The sequence below is a fragment of the Nocardia sp. NPDC046473 genome (assembly GCF_040645995.1).
Classification (GTDB): domain Bacteria; phylum Actinomycetota; class Actinomycetes; order Mycobacteriales; family Mycobacteriaceae; genus Nocardia.
This window is the reverse complement of the sequence record NZ_JBEYZJ010000002.1, coordinates 588476-611999: the sequence shown is the minus strand read 5'-3', so window position 1 is coordinate 611999 and position 23524 is coordinate 588476. Positions and strand designations below refer to the sequence as shown.

At 66.9% G+C, this 23524-nt stretch carries 17 protein-coding genes; 15 read left to right on the top strand and 2 right to left on the bottom strand.

Annotated features, from left to right (window positions below):
- Window positions 1-144 precede the first annotated feature (144 nt).
- Window positions 145-1311 (top strand): hypothetical protein, encoded by a 1167-nt coding sequence (locus ABZ942_RS08280; protein WP_357380018.1) that lies wholly within the window; start codon window positions 145-147, stop codon window positions 1309-1311.
- Window positions 1312-1656: 345 nt separating this feature from the next.
- Window positions 1657-2496, top strand: coding sequence for an HAD family hydrolase (locus tag ABZ942_RS08275; protein ID WP_357380017.1), 840 nt, complete (start codon window positions 1657-1659; stop codon window positions 2494-2496).
- 372 nt (window positions 2497-2868) lie between these two features.
- On the opposite strand, the gene ABZ942_RS08270 is transcribed toward ABZ942_RS08275, so the two are convergent.
- A complete protein-coding gene (locus ABZ942_RS08270) occupies window positions 2869-5454 on the bottom strand; it encodes an N-acetylmuramoyl-L-alanine amidase (RefSeq protein WP_357380016.1) in 2586 nt (861 codons plus the stop codon).
- 349 nt (window positions 5455-5803) lie between these two features.
- Between ABZ942_RS08270 and ABZ942_RS08265 the strand changes: the two genes are divergently transcribed.
- Window positions 5804-8293: a SpoIID/LytB domain-containing protein gene (locus ABZ942_RS08265; protein ID WP_357380015.1), complete on the top strand. Its 2490-nt coding sequence runs from the start codon at window positions 5804-5806 to the stop codon at window positions 8291-8293.
- Window positions 8294-8423: 130 nt separating this feature from the next.
- Here the strand turns inward: ABZ942_RS08265 and ABZ942_RS08260 are convergent, their stop codons facing one another.
- The gene (locus tag ABZ942_RS08260; protein WP_357380014.1) at window positions 8424-8924 is read right to left on the bottom strand and encodes a MarR family transcriptional regulator; all 501 of its coding nucleotides are present in this window, start codon (window positions 8922-8924) and stop codon (window positions 8424-8426) included.
- Between the two features lie 107 nt (window positions 8925-9031).
- On the opposite strand from ABZ942_RS08260, the gene ABZ942_RS08255 reads away from it, so the two are divergent.
- The 12 genes from ABZ942_RS08255 to ABZ942_RS08200 all read left to right on the top strand — a co-directional run bounded on the left by ABZ942_RS08255 (window position 9032) and on the right by ABZ942_RS08200 (window position 23406).
- Window positions 9032-9967: an EamA family transporter gene (locus tag ABZ942_RS08255; RefSeq protein WP_357380013.1), complete on the top strand. Its 936-nt coding sequence runs from the start codon at window positions 9032-9034 to the stop codon at window positions 9965-9967.
- 63 nt (window positions 9968-10030) lie between these two features.
- Window positions 10031-10807 (top strand): MerR family transcriptional regulator, encoded by a 777-nt coding sequence (locus ABZ942_RS08250; protein WP_357380012.1) that lies wholly within the window; start codon window positions 10031-10033, stop codon window positions 10805-10807.
- A 73-nt stretch (window positions 10808-10880) separates the two neighbouring features.
- On the top strand, window positions 10881-11477 hold the full coding sequence (locus tag ABZ942_RS08245; RefSeq protein ID WP_357380011.1) for a hypothetical protein: 597 nt from the start codon (window positions 10881-10883) through the stop codon (window positions 11475-11477).
- Window positions 11478-11571: 94 nt separating this feature from the next.
- Window positions 11572-12126 (top strand): hypothetical protein, encoded by a 555-nt coding sequence (locus ABZ942_RS08240; protein WP_357380010.1) that lies wholly within the window; start codon window positions 11572-11574, stop codon window positions 12124-12126.
- Window positions 12127-12606: 480 nt separating this feature from the next.
- Window positions 12607-13836 (top strand): UDP-galactopyranose mutase, encoded by a 1230-nt coding sequence (gene glf, locus ABZ942_RS08235; protein WP_357380009.1) that lies wholly within the window; start codon window positions 12607-12609, stop codon window positions 13834-13836.
- Window positions 13833-15773: a glycosyltransferase gene (locus ABZ942_RS08230; protein WP_357380008.1), complete on the top strand. Its 1941-nt coding sequence runs from the start codon at window positions 13833-13835 to the stop codon at window positions 15771-15773. Before glf ends, ABZ942_RS08230 begins: the two co-directional genes overlap by 4 nt.
- A 142-nt stretch (window positions 15774-15915) precedes the next feature.
- Window positions 15916-16467, top strand: coding sequence for a phosphatase PAP2 family protein (locus ABZ942_RS08225; RefSeq protein ID WP_357380370.1), 552 nt, complete (start codon window positions 15916-15918; stop codon window positions 16465-16467).
- A gap of 1 nt (window position 16468) precedes the next feature.
- Window positions 16469-17395 (top strand): decaprenyl-phosphate phosphoribosyltransferase, encoded by a 927-nt coding sequence (locus ABZ942_RS08220; protein WP_357380007.1) that lies wholly within the window; start codon window positions 16469-16471, stop codon window positions 17393-17395.
- Between the two features lie 4 nt (window positions 17396-17399).
- On the top strand, window positions 17400-19364 hold the full coding sequence (zomB, locus tag ABZ942_RS08215; protein WP_357380006.1) for a flagellar motor control protein ZomB: 1965 nt from the start codon (window positions 17400-17402) through the stop codon (window positions 19362-19364).
- Between the two features lie 262 nt (window positions 19365-19626).
- Window positions 19627-20688, top strand: a complete 1062-nt coding sequence (locus tag ABZ942_RS08210) for an alpha/beta hydrolase family protein (RefSeq protein ID WP_357380005.1) — start codon at window positions 19627-19629, stop codon at window positions 20686-20688.
- Window positions 20689-20988: 300 nt separating this feature from the next.
- On the top strand, window positions 20989-22050 hold the full coding sequence (locus tag ABZ942_RS08205) for an alpha/beta hydrolase family protein (RefSeq protein WP_357380004.1): 1062 nt from the start codon (window positions 20989-20991) through the stop codon (window positions 22048-22050).
- A gap of 372 nt (window positions 22051-22422) precedes the next feature.
- Window positions 22423-23406 carry an alpha/beta hydrolase family protein gene (locus tag ABZ942_RS08200; protein WP_357380003.1) on the top strand — a complete coding sequence of 328 codons (984 nt, stop codon included), beginning with the start codon at window positions 22423-22425 and terminating at the stop codon, window positions 23404-23406.
- The last annotated feature ends 118 nt before the right edge of the window (window positions 23407-23524 follow it).

Here is a 23524-nt window from a genome sequence, read left to right as displayed (position 1 = left end):
GGCATGTCCTTTATTCTTGCGGCACACGCGTACGCGGTCGGTTCGACGCGACGAAGGGGGAGTCATGAGAGAGCGTCAGCGAGTGAAACGAAGGCACAGCACGCTTTTGCGAACGGCGGAGCGGACTGTCGGCAAGGGGGACACATGAGTTATCCGCAATATCCGGGCGGGTACAACCCGTATCCCGCGTATTCGCCCGGAATGTCGGCGCCGAGCGGGGCCACCGCGATCACCGCCGGGGTGCTGGCCTGTGTCGGTGCCGTCGGTGAATTGTTCAGTGGCGGAATCAGTGTGGTGTTCGGGATCATCGGCACGCAGCTCGGTGAATACGACAAGACCGGGCTGTTTTCCAAGGGGTGGTTCCAGACGTGGGCCATCGTCACCGGTGCGATCGGGCTGCTGGCCGCGGTCCTACTCGGGGTCGGTGCGGTCGCGATGTTCACCAGGAAATCGTTCGGCCGGATGCTCGTTGTCGTCGGCTGTGTCGTTGTGGTCATCGCGGGCATCGTTGGGTCCGTGCTCTTCCACTCCCTCGACACGTCGACGAACAGCTTGAACTCCATGAGCGGGCGAGTCGGCGGCCTGTTCAGTCTCATCTTCCCCATCGCCACGGCAATACTCGCCCTACTTCCCCAGACCAGCCGCTGGCTGGCATACACCCCCGTCGCCGCCGTCCCGCAGCAGTACGGCTACCCCTATCCGGGCGGGGCACAGCCCGGCACGGCCTGGCCGACGCAACCGGGTGCCGCCGGTCAGGTCGACGGACAGCCGCAACCCGCCTGGGGCCAGCCCGGACAAGCCGGTGGCTCGGTGCCCGCTGGTCAGGCCACGTGGCAGCAGGCGCCGTCCGCGCCCCCAGTCGCCGGAAGCCCGGCCGCTCCGGCCTGGCAGCAGCCCGGACAAGCTGGTGGCCCGGTTCCTGCTGGTCAGGCCACGTGGCAGCAGGCGCCGTCCGCGCCGGCCGTCGCAAGCCCGCCCGCGCAGCCTGCGCACGCCTGGCAGCAACGGACCACCGACGAGGCCGACAAGCAATCGGCCGCACCACAACCCGCCTGGGGCGTACCCGCACAGCCAGGTCCCTCGGCACCGGATCAGCCGCAACCCGCCTGGGGTACACCTGCGCAACCGGCCGTCGCACCGAACGGCCAAGCCACGTGGCCGCCGCCGCAGGGCGCCTGGGGCGTACCCGCACAACCGGCCATCGGACGCAACGACGAGACGGTGCTGCGGCCACCAACCGCAGTCCCGTCACCTGAACCCGTGGTCCCGCCGCCTGCGGACGACACCGTTTGGCGTCCGCCGCCTGCGTAGTTGCGAGGCATCGGATGGCTGAGTCGCATTGCCTGCCGCCGGTGCGGCAACCCGCCTGGGTCGCGCCGGCAAAAGCGCACTGCCGTCAGGTGCGCCGATGTGGCGGTTCTGCGGCCACCTCTTTCGATAACGCAGCCTGCGGATGACGCTGTTTGGCGTCCGCCACCTACGAGGCATCGAGTGAGTCGGTCGACGGGCCAGCCGTCGCTCCGATGTCGGGGCTGTCGACACGCCACCGCGTCGCATGGGACGACGGAATTCTGCGGGTCCGCCTGACGGCTCAGCTCGGCCGATGCGCATCTTCCTGGCGATACCCCCGGCACTGCGAGACGGTTGTCCGGCAGGATGGAATGGGTGACCCTCCTGCACCTGCCCAAGCCGAAGATGGTGGCGACCGACGTCGACGGCACCCTCATCGATCATGACGAGCGGGTCACCGCGCGCACCAAGGCCGCGGTGGACGCGCTGATCGGCGACGGTGTGCCGTTCGTGCTCGCCACCGGACGACCGCCGCGCTGGATCGATCCGGTCGTCGACGGGCTCGGCTACGCGCCGCTGTGCGTGTGCGGCAACGGGGCGGTCATCTACGACAGCGCTACCGATCGGGTGCTGGCCAGCATGACGTTGGACGTGGCGACGCTGTCCTGGATCGCGGACCTGGCCGAGGAGGCGCTGCCCGGATGCGGGCTGGCGGCCGAACGGGTCGGCGAGAGCGCGCACGACGCGGTAACCCCGCAGTTCGTGAGCTCACCGCTGTACGAGCACGCCTGGCTCAATCCGGACGACACCACGGTCGCCCGCCACGAGGTCATCGACGCCCCGGCGATCAAGATGCTGATCCGACTACCCGGCGCGCGCAGTTCCGACATGCGCGCCGTGCTCGCCCCGCTGCTCGGCGAGCGCGCCGACATCACCTACTCCACCGAGCACGGACTGATCGAACTGTCCGCACCCGGCGTCACCAAGGCGTCGGGTCTGTCGATCGTCGCGCAGCGCCTCGGCGTGGAGCCCGCGAATATCGTCGCGTTCGGCGACATGCCCAACGACGTCCCCATGCTCACCATGGCGGGCCACGGCGTCGCGATGGCCAACGCCCACCGCGAAGCCATTGCCGCCGCCGACGAGGTCGCCGAATCCAACGCCGACGACGGCGTAGCCCGCATCCTCGAACGCTGGTGGCTCTGAACCACCGCCACGTCAACCCCATCAGTTCCGTTCCCCATGATCTTGGTGCCGATCCAGGATGCCGAACCTCACCGCCGCTGGCTGGCCCCCGCGCATGAATTCGCTTGCTGCGCAGGGATTTGCCAGCTGTCGTGCGCGCGGCGGGCTAGGAGGTGCGCGGCCTGCGGTGTGAGCGCGATTGCTGTCTTAGCGCCTCAGTGGCCGCACCGTGTGTGCGGCGCATTGGGACGGGCTGGCTTTTGCGCGCGAATTTGCTTGGTGCGCGCGAATTGTCAGCTATATCGTGCGCGGCGTGCGGGAAGTGCGTGGGGGTAAACGTAATCGGAGCTCGCGGCCGTTGGCTGCGAGCTCCGATGGAGGGCTGGGTTTGGGTCAGCCTGCCGGTTCGGGAGCGGGGGTTGGGAGGAAATCTTCGGGTGCGGGGAACTCGAGGGCGTCAGGGGCTGGGTTGGGAAGATCGGCGGGAGCCGGTGCCGCTGCGGGGGCCGGAACCTCGGCGGGTGCCGGAGCTTGGACGGGTGCGGGAACCTCAGCGGGAGTAGCGGATTGGGCTGGGGCGGGTGCCTGGCCGGGGCGGGCCGCGTCCTGCTGGTAGGTGTCGTTGTAGGTCTTCCACACCGTGGTGACGATGCCGGTCGCCTGGTTGAGGATCAGCGAGCCGTATTGGAAGTCGGAGCGTTGGCCGTTCGGCACGTTGTAGGCGTCGCTGGTCGGGAGGCCGAGCACGCCCGCGTCGCCGCCGAGTTGCAGGAAGCGGTCGAGGATCTTGCCGAGCACCTCGATGACCTTGCCGTCCGGTGCGGTGTAGACGTAGCCGTTGGCGAACTTGGCGTACTGCTGGCCCTGCGCGGCGGGCATCGGCTCGGTCTGTACGGCGCCGAGTGGTCCACTGGGACCGCCCTTGTCGGCCCAGTGCTTGGCGATGGGGTTCTCGTTCACCATGCCGAGCAGCTTCTTGGTGAGTGCGGCCAGCGCGCTGAGGTCGGGCTTGTTGCGCGGCGCGGGCTGCGGGGCCGGACTGTTGGCGGTGCCGTCGGTGCCAGTGCCGGTCCCGTTGTTGGGGTTGCTGTTGGTACTTTCGCTGTTTCCGCTGTTCGCGGCGCCGGCGCCGCCCGCGACACTCGCGGCGATTTCGCGGATTCGATCCATTTCCGCATAGGCGGCATCGCCGGGGCAGGCGGTGTTGCCGACGTCGCGATGGGCGAACACGATCGGCAGGTTCACCGCCTGACCCATGGCATAGGAGGTGTACTCCGTGCCCTCGGAGTACATGATGGTTTTCCCTTGCGGGTTGAGATGGGCGATCTCGGCGCGCCAGCCGATGAAGTTTCCGATCGCCTCGATCGCCTCTTCGGTGGGCGGTTCGGAGGTGTAGTTGCCCATCAGCGCGACACCCGCGGTGTTCTCGTTGAACCCGCCCGCGTGCGCGCCCTGCACCGCGCGATCGAGACCGCCAGCGCGGCCCTCGAAGATCTGGCCGTACTTGTCGACCAGCGCGTTGTAGCCGATGTCGCACCAGCCCAACGTTTGTGCGTGATACGTGTAGATCGCGCGGACGATGCCTGCGGACTCTTCCGGGGTGTAGTCGTTGCGTCCGGCCGTGTGGTGCACGGTGATACCGCCGAGGCCGTCCTTGCCGGGGCCGTCGTCGTAGGTGGGTTCTTCGCAGCGGATGCTCTCGTCGGCGCCCCAGCCCTCGCGCGAGATCACCTTGGGTCCGCCGCCGGGTGCGGGCGCGGCGACCTTGTGCAGCGCGCCGTCGATGGCGCCGCGGCCCGGATCGATCAGCACGGCGGTCAGGTCGACGCCCGACAGCTGGGCGGGATCGTCCGAGCGCGGCGCGGGCCGGCTCGCCGGGTCCGGTGCGGTCGCCGCGGCGTTCTTGCGGGTCACCAGCATCTGCACGGCGTTGGTGGTGCCGACGTAGAGCGGCTCGGTGCCGGTCTTGCCGCCTGCGGCAGTGCGATCGGTGCGGCGGGTGTCCACCGGTTCGGTGTTGAACCACGGGCCCCAGCTGCCGTCGGGTTGGCGGGCGCGCAGCGTCGCCTTGGTGTTCGTCAGATCGGCGGCGGTGAGGGCGACGACGCTGAACGGCGTTTCCCGGGACAGCTCTTTGACCTGCGCGCCGACCTGGTCCGCCAGCTCGGGCGGGACCGCGCCCGGCGTCAGCGCGGGTGTGTCGGGTGTGGTGCCCGGTTCGAGTCGGCTGGGATCGGCGACGAAACGCGTGCCGCCCGGGACCGATTGGGCGGGCGCCGGTGCGGTCTGTGCGGAATTGGGAACCTGGCCCGGAATGGTGTTCTGGCTCGATGCGGTGGCCGGGCCGGGAATGTTGTTCTGGGTCGGTGCGGTGACCTGGCCGGGAATGGTGTTCTGGGTTGGTGCGCTGGCCTGGCCCGGAATTCTGTTTTGGCTCGGCGCGACGGCCTGGCCGGGAATGCTGTTTTGATTCGGCGCGACGGCCTGGCCCGGAATCGGGTGCTGAGTTGGCGCGCCCGCCTGCCCGGGGAATGGTGTCTGCCCTGGTACGAGGCCTTGCCCGGGAGTGGCGTTCGATCCAGGCGTGGTGAGCTGACCTGGCGCGCTCTGCTGGCCGGGGGTGGCCGGATGTGGACCATTCAACTTCGGTAGCGGAATTTCTTTGGGTAGTTGCACACCCGGCGGCAGCGGTAGTCCATCGGGAATGGGAATTGACGCTGGTAGCGGCAGCATCCGGAGATCCGACAGGTGCAGATCCGGCAGATCCAATCCGGTGAGTTCGCGCAGCGGCAGCACGATATCGGGCGCCGAGTTCAGCACCACCTCGGCCAGCTGCGCCGGTACGGCGGCGAGCTCGGAGCCGGTGGTGGTGCGGTAGTCGGGCGAGTCGCTCATCGTGAGCGCCGCGAGCGGGGCCGCTACCGCAAGCGTGGTGACAACCGGGAGGACGTAGGAACGTTTCGGTTTGCGGTAGGGCACGAGCGTCTCCATTCAGGTCGAACCAGTGATCGTGTGCAAAACCAGGGTTGCTTCCTGATGTATCAACGATCACAATAGTCACAACTGTCACATATCTAAACCTCTGGTTGAGGATTATGTGATTGCTCGAATGTAGCTCTCGGAATGCGGCCGGATGGAACGACATGCCGACAGGTATCCAATCCGCCCGGCCCCGGAATACCGTGGGAGTGAACGGATGCGACGCCACATAGCACCGGAACGAAAGAGCACGGGGGGAGCACAAATGCGGGTGAAATCTGCGCGCAGAGCAAAACGAGCGGCTCGTCGGGGGCAGCGTCGGCGCGGGCCGGGACAACCTGCGCTATCCGTGCGTTCGGTGCTGGTCACGGGCGGTGCGACGCTGACCGCCGGTGCCGTGCTGGTGCTGTGGGTGTGGCCGGGAGAAACGCCGTACCTGACGGCGGCGGGGCCGGGCCACGGGCGCGGGATGAGCCAGCTCGGCGCGTTCGCGAGCGCCCAGGAGGGGCAGACCGCGGAAAACATCCTGGCGCACTACTACCCGGGTGCCACGCTCGGCACAGTTCCGGCAAACACCGTCGGGATCCGGCTGACCGCACAGGACGACTCCACCCTCGACACCTTCGCGCCCGCCGGTCTGCGCGTGGCCGGCCAGCTGGTCGAGGCCGGGCAGGCCGCGCATCTCACCCCGCTGCCCAATGGTGGCGCGAACGTGGTGGTGACGGTCGGCTGCGACGGTGACGTGCTGTGGCAGGCGGCGACCGACGATCCGTGGGTCTACCCGATCGACCCTGGACCGAACCGCCCCGCCGCGGAACACCTGACTCTCTGCGGTGGTTCGGCGTATCGCGGCGCGCTCGGGGTGGCGACGGAAAACGGTGCGGCACGCACCGTCAACCGTGTCGACGTGGAGGACTACCTGCTCGGCGTCATCCCGGCCGAGGTGCAGGCCAACTGGGCGGACAAGGGCGGGGCCGAGGCATTGAGGGCGCAGGCGATCGCCGCGCGTTCGTATGTCCTTGCCGAGCACCGCTATTCGTACGCGCAGAGCTGCGACACCACTGACTGTCAGGCGTATCCCGGCACCGTGAAGGAGGATCCGCGCTCGGCCGCCGCCGTCGTCGGGACCGCGGGGATCGTGCTGCTGCGCGACGGGCGGATCCTGCGTTCGGAGTACTCCTCCGCACCCGGCGGTGGTGAACCCGCCGACATCTACACCTTCGACGTCGGACCCGCGCTGAGCGATCTTGCCCCCAATGCGCCCACCGCTCCGGTGGATCCGCGTACGAAGGTCGCTGTCGGCGAATCGCCGATCGACGTCGAATATCGCCGAATCGGCGGCGCGGCAAGCAAAGTCGGTCAGCCGCTCGGACCGGAGATGGCACTACCGGAACACGCCGGGACGTATCGCATGTTCACCAACGGCGTCATCATCTCGACGGCAACCCTCGGCGCGCAGGTCGTCGACTTCACCACGCTGCTGCAATTGGTGCCCGATCCGCAGACCCCGAAGGGCGGTCCGTCGAAGGCGAGCGTGCCGTCCGCTCCATCGGGTGCCGTTGTGCCAGAGCAGGTTCCGTCGGCCGCGGGCGTTCGGCCGGTCCCGTCCGGCGCGAGCGCGTCGCCGGCACCTGCGTCGGCTCCGCCTGTTGCCGATGGATCCCCCATGGCTCGATCGGACCCGTCCAGTGCGAGCATGCCGTCCGGGCTGTCGGGTGCCGTTGTGCCAGAGCAGGTTCCGTCAGACAGAAGTGTTCCGCCTGCGCCATCCGGTGCCGCCACACCGCCGGTGCCCGAGTCGGTCCCGTCTGGTGCGAGCATGCCGTTGCCTGAATCGACGCCATCCGGTGTCAAGGCCATGCCGGAACCCCCGCCGTCAGCTGCGGACACGCCTCCCGTGCCCGCGTCGCCTACCGACGTGGTGCCGATGCGGTCCGATGCCAGCGGAGCGCCTGTCTCCGAGCGGGTTCCGACTGGTGCGAGCGTTGCGCTGGTGCCTGAGTCCGCTCCGCACGCTGCTTCGCAGGTGTCAGAGTCTGTCCCACCCGGTGCGAGTGTGCTGCCAGTGAGTGAAGCTGCGCAGTCCAGCAAGGGGGTGCCGTCTGCCGCAGGGCTTACATTTTTCGGAGCCGGTGCGCCGCCGGTGCTTGAATCTGTGCCCGGTACCGGCGTGCCGCCGGTGTCGGAATCGGTTGAGCCCATTGCCGATACGTCGTGGGTGGCGGAGGTGGCTCCGTCCGGTGCCGGCCTGCCGCCGGTGCATGAGCCGGCCCCGTCCACCGTCGGCGCACCCCAGGTGTCGGCGCCGGTCTTGTCTGATGTCGGCGTAGCGTCGGTGCGGGAGTCGATTTCGCCTCGTGTGAGCATGTCGCCGGTGCACGACTCCGCGTGGTCGGGTGTTGGTGGAGTGCCTGTGTCCGAGTCGATTCCGTCTGCTGTGAGTGTGTCGTCGGTGACCGAGTCCGCCCTGTTTGGTGCGACCGCGGTGCCGGTCTTCGACCCCGTTCCCGCCGAGGCAGACGTGCCTTCGGGTCTCGAGTCCGAGCCGCCGAGTGCCGGTGTGCCGTCGTTGCCGGAGTCCGTGCCGTCCGGTGTCAGCCCAGTGCCGATGCCCGAGTCGGTTCCGTCCGGTGTGCGGGTGCCGCCGGTATTCGAGTCCGCGCCTCCTGTCGGCTCCGTGCCGCCCGCGAATTCGGTGACACCGGGCAGCACGATTGCGCCGACGACTGCGGCTACGCCGACACCGCGTCCGACGCCGGGGATTCCGATCCCGTCGGGTGGTGCCACGAGTAGTCCGCTGGCACCCGGATCATCGGGACCTGCCGGGGCGCGGCGATGATGGACGGCCGGGTCTGCGTCGGTGACCCGGCGGTGGCGGTCTAGGCGGACATTTTTCGTTGCGCCGCAACGATCGAAGCCTGTCGAGCACCGAAAGTGTCCAGCCAGGCCGGGCTTTCGGGATACGTAAGTCAGTCCGGCACACCGTCCCCGAGCGACTCCGCGAGCGTCCGCAACAGCCCCGCGAGCTGCTCGCGCGATTCCAGGTCCAACGCCGCGAGTATGCGCTGCTCGTTCGCCATATGCTTCGGCAGCACGTCGTCGATCATCTGGCGCCCCGCCGCGGTGAGCCGGACTCGGATCACCCGGCGGTCCGACGGGCACGGCATGCGTTCGACCAGGTCCTTGGCCACCAGCCGGTCGATCCGGTTGGTGATCGCGCCCGAGGTCACCATGGCCACCTTGATCAGCGCGCCCGCGGTGAGTCCCTCGTCGCCGCCGGAGCGGCGCAGCGTGGCGAGCACGTCGAACTCCCAGAACTCCATCCCGTACTCGTTGAAGAACTGCTTGAGCTCGTGCTCGAACAGGCGCGACAGCCGTTGGATGCGGCCGATCACCGCCATCGGCGAGACGTCGACCTCCGGGCGTTCCCGATTCCAGTGCTGGGTGAACAGGTCCACCGCGTCTGCCATGACCTCTCCTCTCTACGCTAAGAATCTTAACATTGATCTACTTGACGTTGAGGCACTTGGGCGAGTAGATATTTCAACGTTGAGATTATCAATGAGGAGCGAACGACATGACCACAAGCACCACCCCGCGCATCGGGAACTCGTATGCGGGCACCCTGGCGCTCACCGCCCTCACTCCCATTGTCTGGGGCTCTACCTACGCCGTCACCACCGAGTTCCTGCCGCCGGACCGCCCACTGTTCACCGCGCTCATGCGCGCACTGCCCGCCGGTCTCGCGCTGCTCGCGATCACCAGGGTGCTGCCGCGCGGCATCTGGATCGGCCGCGCCGCCGCCCTCGGCCTGCTGAATATCGGCGCCTTCTTCCCCCTGCTGTTCCTCGCCGCGTACCGGCTGCCCGGCGGTGTCGCAGGCGTGCTCGGCGCGGTCGCGCCGATGTTCGCGCTCGGTCTGGCCACCGTCGTACTCGCCGAGAAGCCCAACGGGCGCAAGGTGATTGCCGGTCTGATCGGCGTCTTCGGCGTCGCGCTCGTGGTGCTGCGAGGCAATGCGCAACTCGATACCGTCGGTGTCATCGCCGGACTCGCCGGTGCCGCGTCCATGGCGACGGGCACCGTGCTCACCCAGCGGTGGGGACGGCCGGAGGGGGTCGGCCCGCTCACGCTGACCGGTTGGCAGCTCACCGCGGGTGGTCTGTTCATCCTGCCGCTCGCCCTGCTCATCGAGGGCGCACCGCCGGCGCTGGGCGGCGACGCGATCGGCGGCTACCTGTACCTCGGCGTCATCGGCACCGCCGCGGCCTACTGGCTCTGGTTCCGCGGGATCTCCAAGGTGCCCGCCACCTCGGTCGCCTTCCTCGGGCTGCTGAGCCCGGTATCCGCGGCCGTGATCGGCTGGATCGCACTCGGTCAGGCGCTGAGTCCACTGCAGATGATCGGCCTGGTCATCGCGCTGGCCGGCACGGTGTTCGGTCAGCTGGCGGGGAAGCCGAAGGCGGTCGCGGTTGCGGAACCGGCGGTGCCGGTCCCGGCGCCCGCACGTTGAACTGCCGAAAAACAGGGTTGACCTTGACGTAGCGTCAACTTGCATGCTGGTTACACCGACGAGATGAGAAGGGAGAACGGGATCGTGGGCACCGAATGGTCCATCCAGGATCTGGCCAAGGCGGCCGGTACCACCAGCCGCACGCTGCGCCACTACGGCCAGCTCGGGCTGCTGCCGCCGAGCCGGATCGGCGCCAACGGTTATCGCTACTACGACCAGGACTCCCTGGTGCGGTTGCAACGCATCCTGCTGCTGCGAGAACTCGGCCTCGGCCTCCCGGTCATCGCCGAAGTTCTTGCCGGTGCACAGGACTCCGGTACCGCACTGCGCACGCACCTGGAACTGCTTCGGCAGGAACAGGATCGGATCCGGCGCCAGATCGAGTCGGTGCAAACCACGCTGCAGAAGACGGAAAGAGGTGAACAACTCATGGCCGCGGAAGTTTTCGACGGGTTCGATCACACTCAGTACAAGGATGAGGTGATCGAACGCTGGGGCAAGGATGCCTACGAAAGCGGCGACAAGTGGTGGCGCTCGATGAGCGAAGCTCAGCAGAAGGCGCACCTCCAGACGCACCTGGACATCGCCGCCGACTACGGCAGGGCGCACGCCGCCGGGCTGACGCCCGATAACGACGAGGTGCAGGCCATTGCTGCCCGGCACCGCGCCTGGATCGGCGACGGCTGGCAGGGCAAGGCCGTCGTGAAGGAGGCCTTCATCGGCCTCGGCGAGATGTACGTCGCGGACCCGCGGTTCGCGGCCAACTACGACGTGCACGGCGCCGGGACCGCGGCGTTCGTCCGGGACGCCATGAAGGTCTACGCCGAGACACAGCTCTAGATCACGCCCAAACCACGGCCGGTACGCATACTGAATGCGTGCCGGCCGTCGGCGGAGAGAGGGCATCCGAGCAATGACATACGCCAGTGATAGTCCGCGAGCGACCCCGCCCGCGGAGCCGAGCGGAGTGATCGCGACCAGCGCGGCAGTGCTGGCCCTGCTCGCCGGGCTGTGCAACCTGTGGGGCGAACGAACCGTGCTGAACGCCCTCGGCGCCCGCCCGCACCTCGACAAATCCTTCGCCGCATTGTCGATCCTCGGCGCCCTGCTCGCCGCGATCGCCCTCATCTACGGCGCCGTCCAACTCCTTCGCCGCGACGAAACCGCTCGCTACATCCTCATCCTCACCTCGGGCCTGCTCACCGCCTTCGCCTTTATCGCCGTCGTCTGCTCCCTCACCGGCTACCAGCCCGACTACGGCATCGATTGGCTCCCGAAGCAGCGGCAGACCCACGAAATCCTCAACGGCACGTTCGACGGCTTGATCGGCACCCTCACCGCCCTGCTCCATCGCGCATGGATCGCGTCACTGACCGCCGCGATCCTGCCGCTCGCCGTCTTTCTCCTCGCGTCCTCCCGCTACACCGCCCGCTGGATCGCCTACCCGCCGCCACGTTTCCGCGCCGGAATTCCGGACAGCCGAACAACTTTCGGATCTGTCGACGCTTAACCGGCCCGCAACGCTGCCGACAAACGCCTCTGATCGGCTCGATCGACCGCCCACCACGCGGTAAGGTTCGCCCCGAAACCTAGAGGGGGGTTCGATGAGTAATCCATATGGTGGGCCAGGTAATCCGGTTCCGACGTCTGCGCAACGCGGTCTATCCGGCGTGATCGCCATCGTGTCGGCGTGGCTGGGTGCGTCGGGCGTCGGCTTCGGCTCGATCTCGGCCTTCGAGTTCTTCCGAACGGTCGACTCAATCCGTAAGCCGAGCCTCACGGACGACAAGTACGACGCCTGGAAACTCGCGTCGGAGTTCCACAAGGGGCTGGAAGCCTTGCTGATCGTCTCGGTTCTGATGGCACTCGTTCTCATCGTCGGCAGCTTCCTGTCCATGATCGGCAAGCCGTCCGGTCGCCCACTGGAAATCATCGGCAGCGCTTGGGTTTTCATCGGCGGTCTGTTCAGCGTGACCTTCGGCGGCGAGCACGGCCTTGCCGCCGAATCATTCGCCCATTGCTACATGATCGTCATCGGCGCAGCCCTGGGCTTGATCTCCCTCGTACTCACAATGACCCGCCCTACCACCCCGCAAACCCAGCCCCAATACGTCCAATACCCGCCCACCCCAATGCTCTACCAAGCTCCACGCCCGTGAGCTACGACCGGTTGTCTTCGGGGGCGATGGTGGCGGCTTCTTCGGCGATGCGGCAGTCCTGTGCGTGTGAAGCTGAGAGCCCGGCCAGGTCTCCCTCGAGGTCCACGCAGACCCGCCGCACTGTTCCACGCCGACATGCTCGACTTCGTCGCGTCCCTGGCCACACCGACTAGTAACCCCGTTGGCCGCCCGCGCGAGCCTCGCCAGGCTCTGCGCGAGCCTCGCCAGGCTCTGCCGCGTACGCATTCGCCCGCCGCGTATAAAAAGGCTGGCTAATTCGTCCGCTGCCCGTGAAAACAGACGCGGCGACCGAGAACTGTGCATTCAATCGGGTCCCGATTGCCGTCAAGGCCACTGGCGGCAAACTTCGGGCGAAATCGGGATGGCTCGGACACGAAAACGTGCCTGGAGCGGGTGCTGGGATGTGCCCCGCGCGACTCCACCCAGACCTCGCGCGGACTTCCGATACTCTGGGCTCCCGTGACCGTCGCATCGTCCCCGGGTAACTCCGCCAACTCCACCTCACAGTTCGATCTGATCGTCGTCGGCTCCGGATTCTTCGGGCTGACCGTCGCCGAACGCGCCGCTACCGAGCTCGGCAAACGCGTGCTGGTGATCGATCGTCGCTATCACCTCGGCGGCAACGCCTACTCGGAGCCGGACCCGGACACCGGGATCGAGATCCACAAGTACGGCGCGCACCTGTTCCACACCTCGAACAAGCGGGTCTGGGATTACGTCACCAAGTTCACCGAGTTCACCGGGTACCAGCACCGCGTCTTCGCGCTGCACAAGGGGCAGGCCTACCAGTTCCCGATGGGCCTGGGCCTGATCTCCCAGTTCTTCGGCCGCTACTTCACGCCGGACGAGGCGCGCAAGCTGATCGCCGAGCAGTCCGCGGAGTTCGACAGCAAAGACGCGCAGAACTTCGAGGAGAAGGCGATCTCGCTGATCGGGCGCCCGCTCTACGAGGCGTTCATGCGCGACTACACCGCCAAGCAGTGGCAGACCGACCCGAAGGAACTGCCCGCAGGCAACATCACCCGCCTGCCGGTGCGCTACACCTTCGACAACCGCTACTTCAACGACACCTACGAGGGCCTGCCCAAAGAGGGCTACACGAAGTGGCTGGAGAACATGGCCGCGTCGGAGCTCATCGAGGTCAGGGTGAACACCGACTGGTTCGACGTGCGCGACGAACTGCGCGCCGCCAACCCGGACGCCCCGGTCGTCTACACCGGCCCGCTGGACCGCTACTTCGACTACCAAGAGGGCGAACTCGGCTGGCGCACCATCGATTTCGAGACCGAGGTGCTGGAGACCGGTGACTACCAGGGCACCTCGGTGATGAACTACAACGACGCGGACGTGCCGTTCACCCGCATCATCGAGCCGCGCCATTTCCACCCGGAGCGCGACTACCCGAAGGACAAGACGGTCATCATGCGCGAGTTCTCTCGCTCCGCGCAGACCGGCGACGAGCCGTACTACCCGATCAACACGCCGGAGGATCGCGCCAAAGTGGCCGCGTACCGCGCGCTCGCCAAGAAGGAAACCGCAACGGACAAGGTCCTTTTCGGTGGCCGCCTCGGCACCTACCAGTACCTGGATATGCACATGGCCATCGGCAGTGCGCTCAGCATGTTCGACAATGTGCTGCGCCCGCACTTGGAGTCCGGTGCGCCGCTCGCTGATGAAAGTGCAGAATGACCTCCCAATCCATTTTGGAAGACATGACCACCGAGACCCGCGCGAAGTCGCTGCTCCAGCGGATCATCCTGCCCCGGCCGGGTGAGCCGCTCGACGTGCGCACCCTCTACGTCGAGGAATCGAAGACCAACGCCAAGCGCGCGCACGCGGCCACCCGCACCTCGCTGTCCATCGGCGCGGAGTCCGAGGTGTCGTTCTGCACCTACTTCAACGCGCTGCCCGCGAGTTACTGGCGGCGCTGGAGCATCCTGGGCTCGGTGGTGCTGCGCCTGGAACTGGCCGGTCACGGCCGGGTGGACGTCTACCGGTCGAAGGCGGACGGTTCGCGAATCCACGTGCAGGGCAAGGAATTCGCTGTCGCGCCGGGGACGGAGTCGGTGCACGTCGAGTTCGAGGCCGATCTCGGCCCGTTCGAGGACGGCGGCTGGCTCTGGTTCGACATCACCACCGACACGGCGGTCACATTGCTGTCCGGCGGCTGGTACGCACCGGTCGAGGCGCCCGACGAGGGCAGCATCGCGGTGGGCATGCCGACCTTCAACCGACCCACCGATCTGGTGAAAACCCTTGCCGCGCTTGGCTCGGACCCGCTGGTGCTGGCGAAGATCGCCGCGGTGATCGTCGCGGACCAGGGCAACCGCAAGGTGGTCGACGAGCCCGGCTTCGCCGAGGCCGCCGCGCCGCTCGGCGACCGGCTCGCCATCCACAACCAGCCCAACCTCGGCGGCTCCGGCGGCTACAGCCGGGTGATGTACGAGGCGCTGAAGACCACCGCCGCCGAGTACATCGTCTACATGGACGACGACATCGAGATCGAGCCCGACTCGATCCTGCGCGCGCTGGCCTTCGCCCGGTTCGCCAAGTCGCCCATGCTGGTCGGCGGGCAGATGCTCAACCTGCAGGAACGCTCGCACCTGCACAGCATGGGCGAGGTCGTCGACCGCGGCATCTTCATGTGGACCTCCGCGCCGAACGTCGAGTACGACCACGACTTCTCGAAGTACCCGCTCAAGGACCGGGACAACTCCAAGCTGCTGCACCGGCGCATCGACGTCGACTTCAACGGCTGGTGGACCTGCGTGATCCCGCGCCGAGTCGCCGAGGAGATCGGTCAGCCGCTGCCGCTGTTCCTGAAGTGGGACGACGTCGAATACGGGCTGCGCGCAAGAGATCACGGGTACTCCACGGTCACCCTGCCCGGCGCCGCGGTGTGGCACATGGCGTGGAGCGACAAGGACGACGCGATCGACTGGCAGGCGTACTTCCACCTGCGTAACCGGTTGGTCGTCGCCTCGCTGCACATGCCGGGCAACGGACGCGGCATGGTCGTCAACACGGTCAAGGCGACGCTGAAACACCTGCTGTGCCTGGAGTATTCGACGGTCGCCATCCAGAACCTGGCGATCGAAGACTTCCTCGCCGGCCCGGAGCGGCTGTTCCAACTGCTGCCGAGCGCGCTCGGTGCGGTGCATGCGCTGCGCAAGCAGTTCCCTGACGCGGTGATCCTGCCGTCGTCCACCGAACTGCCGCTGGCCAGTCACCTCGAGGTCGGCGCGGTCGCTGAACCGGCCAATCCGATCGCCAAGGTGGTCCGGCTGGCCAAGGGCGTGGTGCACAACTTCCGCCCGGCGCATACCCAGCACCACGAGACCCCGCAGCTGAACGTCCCGACGCTGGACGCCCGGTGGTTCCTGTTGTCGCAGGTCGACGGGGTTACCGTCACCACCGCCGACGGGCGTGGCGTCGTCTACCGCAAGCGCGACCCGCGCCAGGCCCTCGGCCTCTTCAAGGAAGCCCTGCGCCTGCGCAAGGAACTGGCCGCCCGCTTCCCCGAGATGCAGCAGCGCTACCGCGCCGCCCACCCGCAGCTGACCAGCACCGCGGCCTGGGAAAGTGCCTTCGGCATCGGTACCGACACGAAGGGTGATCAGCAGTGAGCGAGCGCCAGCGAGCGAACCAAAAACACAGTGTCCCCAGACGAACGGCGGAGCCGAGCGCTAGCGAGGCGGAGTCGTGAGTTTGGCGGACAACACCGCGGTCAACAAGCCGCTGCAGAGCACGAACGGCCATGGCGGACCGGTGTCCGCGGTGCCGTCGACCGAGCCGGCGCCGCCCGAGGTGAAGATCATCAACGCGGTGCAGGCCAGGATCGCCACCCCGGAGGTGATCAAGGCGGCCCGCGGCATGTCGCACTTCGGCGAGCACGCGCTCGGCTGGGTCGGCATCGCCGCCGCGGGCTGGCTCGTCGACAAGCCGCGGCGCAGACAGTGGGCCGGGGTCGCGGTCGGCGCGGTCGGCGCGCACGCCGCCTCGATCGTGATCAAGCGGGTGGTCCGCAGGCCTCGCCCGAACGATCCGTCGGTGCAGGTCAACGTGTCGACGCCGAGCAAGCTGAGCTTCCCGTCCTCGCACGCCACCTCGACGACCGCGGCGGCGGTGTTGCTCGGCAGATTGACCGGGCTACCCTTGCCTGCGGTGCTCGTCCCACCGATGTTGCTTTCCCGGGTCGTCCTCGGGGTGCACTATCCCTCCGATGTGCTCGCTGGTTCGGCGCTCGGTGCCGCGTCCGCCGCCGTTGTGCTTGCCGCCGAAAAGAGACTCGATGACCGCCACAGAAAGAGCCTTGGTTGACATGAGTGAAGAGCCGACTGGTGCCGATCTAGCTGAAGCGGTCGTCAAGGGCCCGCCGAAGACGTTGGCAGGCGGCCTGATCAAGGCTGTCCGGCCGCGGCAGTGGGTCAAGAACGTCCTCGTGCTGGCGGCCCCGCTGGCCGCGGGCACGGCCAACGAGGTCGACGTGCTCGCACACGTCGGCATCGCGTTCGTGGTGTTCTGTCTGGCTGCCTCCGGCATCTACCTGATCAACGATGCGCTCGACGTCGAAGCGGACCGGGCGCACCCGACCAAGCGGTTCCGGCCGATCGCCGCGGGCGTCGTCCCGGTGAACCTGGCGTACACGCTGTCGATCGTGCTGCTCGTCGCCTCGATCGCCGGCTCGTTCGCCGCGTCCTGGCACCTGGCCGTGGTGATGGCGATCTACATCGGCATCCAGCTGGCCTACTGCTTCGGCCTCAAGCACCAGGCGGTGCTCGACATCTGCATCGTGTCGTCGGGCTTCCTGCTGCGCGCCGTCGCCGGTGGTGCGGCCGCGAATATCGTGCTCTCGCAATGGTTCCTGCTGATCATGGCGTTCGGTTCCCTGTTCATGGCGGCGGGCAAGCGTTACGCCGAACTGCAGATCGCGGTGAGCACGGGCGCGAAGATCCGCAAGTCGCTGGAGTACTACACGCCGACCTACCTGCGGTTCATCTGGACCCTCGCGGCCACCGCTGTCGTGGTGTTCTACGGTCTGTGGGCGTTCCAGCAGGACAACCTGAAAGACACCAATTGGTTCGCAATCTCGATGATTCCGTTTACCATCGCAATCCTGCGTTACGCGGTCGACGTCGATGGCGGCGAGGCCGGTGAACCCGAAGAGATCGCACTGGGGGACCGAGTCCTTCAGTTCCTCGCAATCGCCTGGATCGGAGCGGTAGGTGTCGCTGTCTATCTCACCTGACGAGATGTTGGTAGCGGGAGTGGAGCAAGACGAATACGCGAACGAGGGGCCGGCTGTGCAGCCGGCCCGCTCGGCGTCGCGGTACGCCTTGCTATCCCGTGCCACGTTCGTCGGTGGGATAGCGCTCACCGTGGTCCTTTTCGCCGTCGGCGGCTGGCAGCGCCGCTGGATCGCCGACGACGGCCTGATCGTGCTGCGCACGGTGCGCAACCTGCTGGCAGGCAATGGGCCCGTCTTCAACGAGGGCGAGCGGGTCGAGACCAACACCAGCACCGCATGGACCTACATCGTCTGGTTCTTCAGCTGGCTCACCCAGGCGCGACTCGAGTACGTGGTGCTCGGCATCGCGTTCACGCTGTCGATGGCCGCGGTGGTGTTCGCCATGCTCGGCGCGAGCAGGTTATGGGGCGGCCCGAAGTCGGTGCTGCTGCTGCCCGCCGGGATGCTGGTCTACATCGCCATCCCGCCGGCCCGCGACTATGTCACCTCGGGGCTGGAGAGCTGCCTGGTGATCTGCTGGCTCGGCCTGCTGTGGTGGCAGCTGATCCGCTGGAGCCAGGCGGAGCGGGTCAAGTTGCCCGGTCTTTTCGGCCTGGTGTTCCTCGCGGGGTTGGCCCCGCTGATCCGTCCGGAGATGACGCTGGTCGGCGGGCTCGCGCTGCTGATGATCGTCATCGCGCCGATGCCGGAGTCCCGGCTGCGTCCGATCGTGTTGCGCGGCTTGATCGTGCTGGCCGCGGGCCTGGTGCCGATGGGTTATCAGATCTGGCGGATGGGCTACTACGGCCTGCCCTACCCGAACACCGCGGTCGCCAAGGACGCGGGCGGCGCCAAGTGGCATCAGGGCTTCATCTATCTCTGGGATCTCGTCGGCCCGTACTACCTGTGGGTGCCGCTGCTGGTGCTGCTCATCGCGGGAGTCGTTGCGGCACGCGGCAAGACGGCTGAGCCCGCGGACCCGGCCGGGCGGCCTGCCGCACTGGAAGAGCAGTCTCGCTGGAACGCGCGCCGGATTAGGGAGTGGCTGCGCTCGCCCGCCGCGGTGGTCACGCTGGTGCTGCTCAGCGGATTCATCCTCACCATCTACGCGCTGCGCGTCGGCGGCGACTTCATGCACGGCCGCATGCTGCTGGCGCAGCTGTTCCTGCTGCTGCTGCCGGTCGCCGTGGTGCCGATCCGGTTGCCGGCCGGCGGGTTCCGGGCCGCGACCGCCGCCGACTGGTCCTTCGCGGTGGTGCTGTTCGCGTTGCTCGGCACCGCGGGCTGGGCGCTGTTCGCCGCCAACACGACCGCGATCAAGTCCGGCACCAAGATCACCTCGACCGGCATCGTCGACGAGCGGGTCTACTACGTCCTCAACACCGGCCACGATCATCCGATCCTGGCCGAGGACTACCTGGACTACCCGCGCATCCGGCCGATGGTCGACAACATCACCGAGACCCCGAACGGCGGCCTGCTGCTGAACTCGCCGTCGTTCATGTTCTGGTACATCGCGCCACCGCCGCAGCCGATTCCGGCGGGCGGCGCGGGACACACCGTCTACTTCCTCAACCTCGGCATGACCAGCATGAACGTCCCGCTGAACGTGCGCGTCATCGATCAGATGGGCCTGGCCTATCCGCTCGCCGCGCACACCGAGCGACTCACCGACGGCCGGATCGGGCACGACAAGGCGCTCTACCCGGACTGGGTCGTGGTGGACACCGGCATGGTGGACAAGAAGCCGTGGATGCCCTGGTACCTGGACGAGAAGTGGGTGACCCAGGCGCGCACCGCGATGTCCTGCCCGGCCACCGAGGCGCTGCAGATCTCCTACCGCGACCCGCTCACCTTCGAGCGCTTCCGGCACAACCTGCGCCACGCACTGACTTTCGCCAAGTACCGGATCGACCGGGTGCCCAAATACGAGATCGAACGATGCGGTTTGGTCGACCCGTTCCCGAAGCCCGCACCGGCACCGCGTTGAGTCGAGTTACGCAGACCGGCTGAGCCGAATACCAATGATCAACACGCACACCGGGTTCCCTTCACAGGGTGCCCGGTGTTCGCTTTGGGCAGGTTTCACAAAATTCGTGTACACCCCTCTGTCTCGGTTCGATAACGCCACAGTCACGATGACGCGCTAGGCTGCGAAAGTACGCCCGTCATGACGTCAACTAGTTGTGGGCATCGGCGGGTCATCGTGAGACAACGGCCGATGCTGTTGCATGAACGAGAGGTCGAAACTGATGCGAGGCGTGTTCGGGCGTCTGAATACTCGAAAAGCCGGATCTTGGCTGAAGCGTTCGGCGTTGGTGTCCATGGCGATTCTGCTGCCGCTCGGGGTGTCGGTGGCAGGCCCGGCCGGACCGGCGTCCGCGGCCTTCAATCCGGACGGCTTCGATTTCTGGGTCGACTCGGAGATGGGCCCGATCAAGAACCGGGTCTTCCGCGCCGCCGACGGCAACACCAGCCGCGTGGTCTACGCGCTGGACGGTATGCGGGCCCGGCCGGATCTGAGCGGCTGGGAAGTCGACACCGAGGTCGTGCGTGAGCTGACCAAATGGAACATGAACGTCGTCATGCCGGTAGGCGGTCCGTCCAGCTTCTACGCCGACTGGACCGGGCCGAGTAACTTCTTCGGTCTCGGCAGCGCGGGTTCCTCCTCTACCGGCTCCGCCAACTCCGGCTCCGGACTGCTCTCGGGCTCCGCGGGCATGGGCAAGTCGAATACCTACAAGTGGGAAACCTTCCTCACCCAGAACCTGCGCAACGCGCTGCGTGATCGGCTCGGCTTCAATCCGAACGGTAATGCGGTGTTCGGCCTGTCCATGGGCGGCAGTGCGGCGCTCACCCTGGCGGCCTACCATCCGGACCAGTTCCGTTATGCCGGTTCGTATTCCGGCTACCTGAACATCTCGGCGCCGGGTATGCGCGAGGCGCTGCGAGTGGCCATGCTCGACGCGGGCGGCTTCAATATCGACGCGATGGCGCCGCCGTGGGGTCCGCAGTGGCTGCGGATGGATCCGTTCGTCTTCGCGCCGCGGCTCAAGGCCAACAACACCAGGCTGTGGGTCTCGGCGGGCAGCGGCCTGCCCAGCGGTGCCGACGGGCTGAGCTTCAACACCGTCAACGCGATGGGACTCGAGGCGCTGGCACTGGCCAACACCCGCGCGTTCCAGGTCCGGATGGCCACGCTGGGCGCGGGCAATGCCACCTACGACTTCCCGGCCGTCGGTGTGCACAACTGGACCTACTGGGCCGATGAGGTCTACCGGATGATCCCGGACATGTCCGCCAATATCGGGTGATTTACGGGTAAGTCTGTTCGACAGACCGCCCGATGCCGAGCGCATCGGGCGGTCTTTTCGTTTGCCAGTCGTCCAACCGGCGTTTGGTAACGAATGTGAAGGGGTAGCGGTAGGCGAGTTGTGGCATGAGTCACTTTCCAGCAACATATAAGCTTCCGATGCCGATTGATACACGAAGAACATGCACGGAGGTCGATTCGTCCGTTTTCGGTGGACGGCGGCACTCAGTGTCCGCACAGGGGGCCGGTAGAGATCGCCAGCTATTTGCCCTCCGGTCGCCCGAACGAAAGGTCGAGTTTGATGCGAATTGCCCGCTGGAAAGGTAGATCCGGTACGTCCGGAGCGACTGGTTCGTGGGTGAAGCGATCCGCACTCGGGGTCGCCGTGGCACTGTTGCTGCCCTTCGGCGTCGCGGCGGCGGGAAGCGGTGCCATCGCATCGGCGGGCATGGACCCCGGGGCGTTCGACTTCTGGGTCGACTCCGGCATGGGGCCGATCAAGACCCGCGTGCTGCGCGCCAGGGACGGCAACACCAACCGGGTCGCCTACGTGCTCGACGGCATGCGTGCGCCGGAGACGCTGAACGGCTGGGAGATCGAGACCAACGTTCCCGCCGTGCTGGCCGACGCGAACATCAACGTCGTCATGCCGGTCGGCGGCATGTCCAGCTTCTACGCCGACTGGAACGCGCCGAGCGAGCTGGCAGGCATCCCGGCGGGCACCGGCTCGTCCTCCGGCTCCGGCGCGCTGAACATCTTGGCCGCGGGCCCCGGCAAGAGCTACCGGTACCAGTGGGAGACCTTCCTGACCCGCGACCTGCGCAACGCACTGCACGACCGGCTGGGCTTCAACACGACCCGCAACGGCGTGTTCGGCCTGTCCATGGGCGGCAGTGCGGCGCTCACCCTGGCCGCCTACCACCCGGACCAGTTCAGCTTCGCCGGCTCGTACTCCGGTTACCTGAACATCTCCGCGCCGGGCATGCGGGAGGCGATCCGCATCGCCATGCTGGACGCGGGCGGCTACAACGTCGACTCGATGGCACCGCCGTGGGGCCCGCAGTGGCTGCGGATGGATCCGTTCGTCTTCGCGCCGAACCTCGTCCGCAACGGCACCCGCCTGTGGATCGCCGCGGCCAGTGGCCTGCCCACGGCGAACGACGGCCCGAGCTTCAACACCCTCAACGGGATGGGCCTGGAGGCGCTGGCGCTGGCGAACACCCGCGCGTTCAACGTGCGGATGGCGACGCTGGGCGGCGGCAACGCGGTCTACTCCTACCCGGCCTACGGCATTCACGCGTGGAACAACTGGACCGATGAGGCCTACCGGATGATTCCGGACATGTCCGCCAATATCGGCTGACGAATTCGTTGTAGACAGACCGCCCGGCACTACCAAGTGCCGGGCGGTCTGTTGTTTCTGCCCCGCCCGCGGATATAACACGGCATGATTGGCTGGTAGATCGCTGGCAAACGAATTGCGATCTTGTCGCTGCCGGTCATTGCGGTAAACCCGGTAGGTCGGCAAATCTTTGGTTTTCGTCACGATCCGGCATCGCAGCGTGTTTACGACGGGTACAGCTCGAATAACTGCCTATAGAAGAGGGATAGGCCCGAGGGCTTCGCGCTGGAAGCCATCGATGCCGAGTGTCGATCTACATGCGGTCAACGGCGAGCGCACGGGCGAAAGGTCGAATCGATGCGATCAGGCGGAGTACGCGGGACGGTTGCCAGCGTGCGTGAGTCGTCAGATCGCCGCTGGTTTCGGCGTTCGGTCGCGGGGCTGGCCGTCGCACTCGTGCTGCCGTTCGGTGCCGCTCTCGGCGGATTCGCCGCGACCGCACAGGCCGGTTTCGACCCGCGCGGCGTCGACTTCTGGGTCGACTCCAGCATGGGTCCGATCAAGTCAAGGATCTTCCGTGCCGCCGACGGCAATACCCGGCGCGTGGTCTACGCGCTGGACGGCCTGCGCGCCCGCAACGATCTGAGCGGCTGGGAGGTCGAGACGGACATCTCCCGCGTGCTGCCGCAGTGGAACATCAATGTGGTGATGCCGGTCGGCGGCCAGTCCAGCTTCTATTCGGACTGGATTGCGCCGAGCAATACCAACGGCCAACAGCAGCCGTATGCCTGGGAGACCTTTCTCACGGAGAATCTGCGCTGGGCGTTGCGCGATCGCCTCGGCTTCACTCCGCGCGGCAACGGCGTGTTCGGCCTGTCCATGGGTGGCAGCGCGGCGCTCGCGCTGGCCGCTTACCATCCCGACCAGTTCCGTTATGCCGGTTCGTATTCCGGCTACCTGAACATCTCCGCACCCGCCATGAAGGAGGGGCTGCGGCTGGCCATGCTCGACGCGGGCGGCTTCAACATCGATGCGATGTGGGGTCCGCCATGGGATCCGCGCTGGTTACGCAACGATCCGTTCATGTTCGCGCAACTACTGCGCGACAACGGAACTCGCCTGTGGATCGCCTCCGGCAACGGCCTGAACGGACCGCGCGACGTGATCAACGCGCCGATCGACGTCTATCACCTCGGCAACGCGATGGCGCTGGAAACGATCGCGCTCGCCAACACCCGTGCCTTTGAAGCTCGGATTAACAGTCTCGGACCCAGCAACTCGGTGTTCGTCTACACCCCGGTGGGTGTGCACAGCTGGAACTACTGGCAGGACCAGGTGTTCCAGATGCTGCCCGACCTCAGCGCCCATTTAGGCTGAGCTGACACTTCCGGCCATCAGGGTGAAATTTTGGTGTTCCGGCACGACAATCACCGGGGGAACGCGATAGGGTCACCGCACCATCACAGATTGCGTACGGGCGGATTTCGGCCACCTG

Excerpts from the sequence above, each read along its gene's own strand:
- ABZ942_RS08280 (WP_357380018.1), top strand. The coding sequence starts at position 145 with ATGAGTTATCCGCAATATCCGGGCGGGTACAACCCGTATCCCGCGTAT.
- ABZ942_RS08275 (WP_357380017.1), top strand. The coding sequence starts at position 1,657 with ATGGAATGGGTGACCCTCCTGCACCTGCCCAAGCCGAAGATGGTGGCG.
- ABZ942_RS08260 (WP_357380014.1), bottom strand. The coding sequence starts at position 8,924 with ATGGCAGACGCGGTGGACCTGTTCACCCAGCACTGGAATCGGGAACGC.
- ABZ942_RS08255 (WP_357380013.1), top strand. The coding sequence starts at position 9,032 with ATGACCACAAGCACCACCCCGCGCATCGGGAACTCGTATGCGGGCACC.
- ABZ942_RS08250 (WP_357380012.1), top strand. The coding sequence starts at position 10,031 with ATGAGAAGGGAGAACGGGATCGTGGGCACCGAATGGTCCATCCAGGAT.
- ABZ942_RS08245 (WP_357380011.1), top strand. The coding sequence starts at position 10,881 with ATGACATACGCCAGTGATAGTCCGCGAGCGACCCCGCCCGCGGAGCCG.
- ABZ942_RS08240 (WP_357380010.1), top strand. The coding sequence starts at position 11,572 with ATGAGTAATCCATATGGTGGGCCAGGTAATCCGGTTCCGACGTCTGCG.
- ABZ942_RS08230 (WP_357380008.1), top strand. The coding sequence starts at position 13,833 with ATGACCTCCCAATCCATTTTGGAAGACATGACCACCGAGACCCGCGCG.
- ABZ942_RS08220 (WP_357380007.1), top strand. The coding sequence starts at position 16,469 with ATGAGTGAAGAGCCGACTGGTGCCGATCTAGCTGAAGCGGTCGTCAAG.
- zomB (WP_357380006.1), top strand. The coding sequence starts at position 17,400 with ATGTTGGTAGCGGGAGTGGAGCAAGACGAATACGCGAACGAGGGGCCG.
- ABZ942_RS08210 (WP_357380005.1), top strand. The coding sequence starts at position 19,627 with ATGCGAGGCGTGTTCGGGCGTCTGAATACTCGAAAAGCCGGATCTTGG.
- ABZ942_RS08205 (WP_357380004.1), top strand. The coding sequence starts at position 20,989 with ATGCGAATTGCCCGCTGGAAAGGTAGATCCGGTACGTCCGGAGCGACT.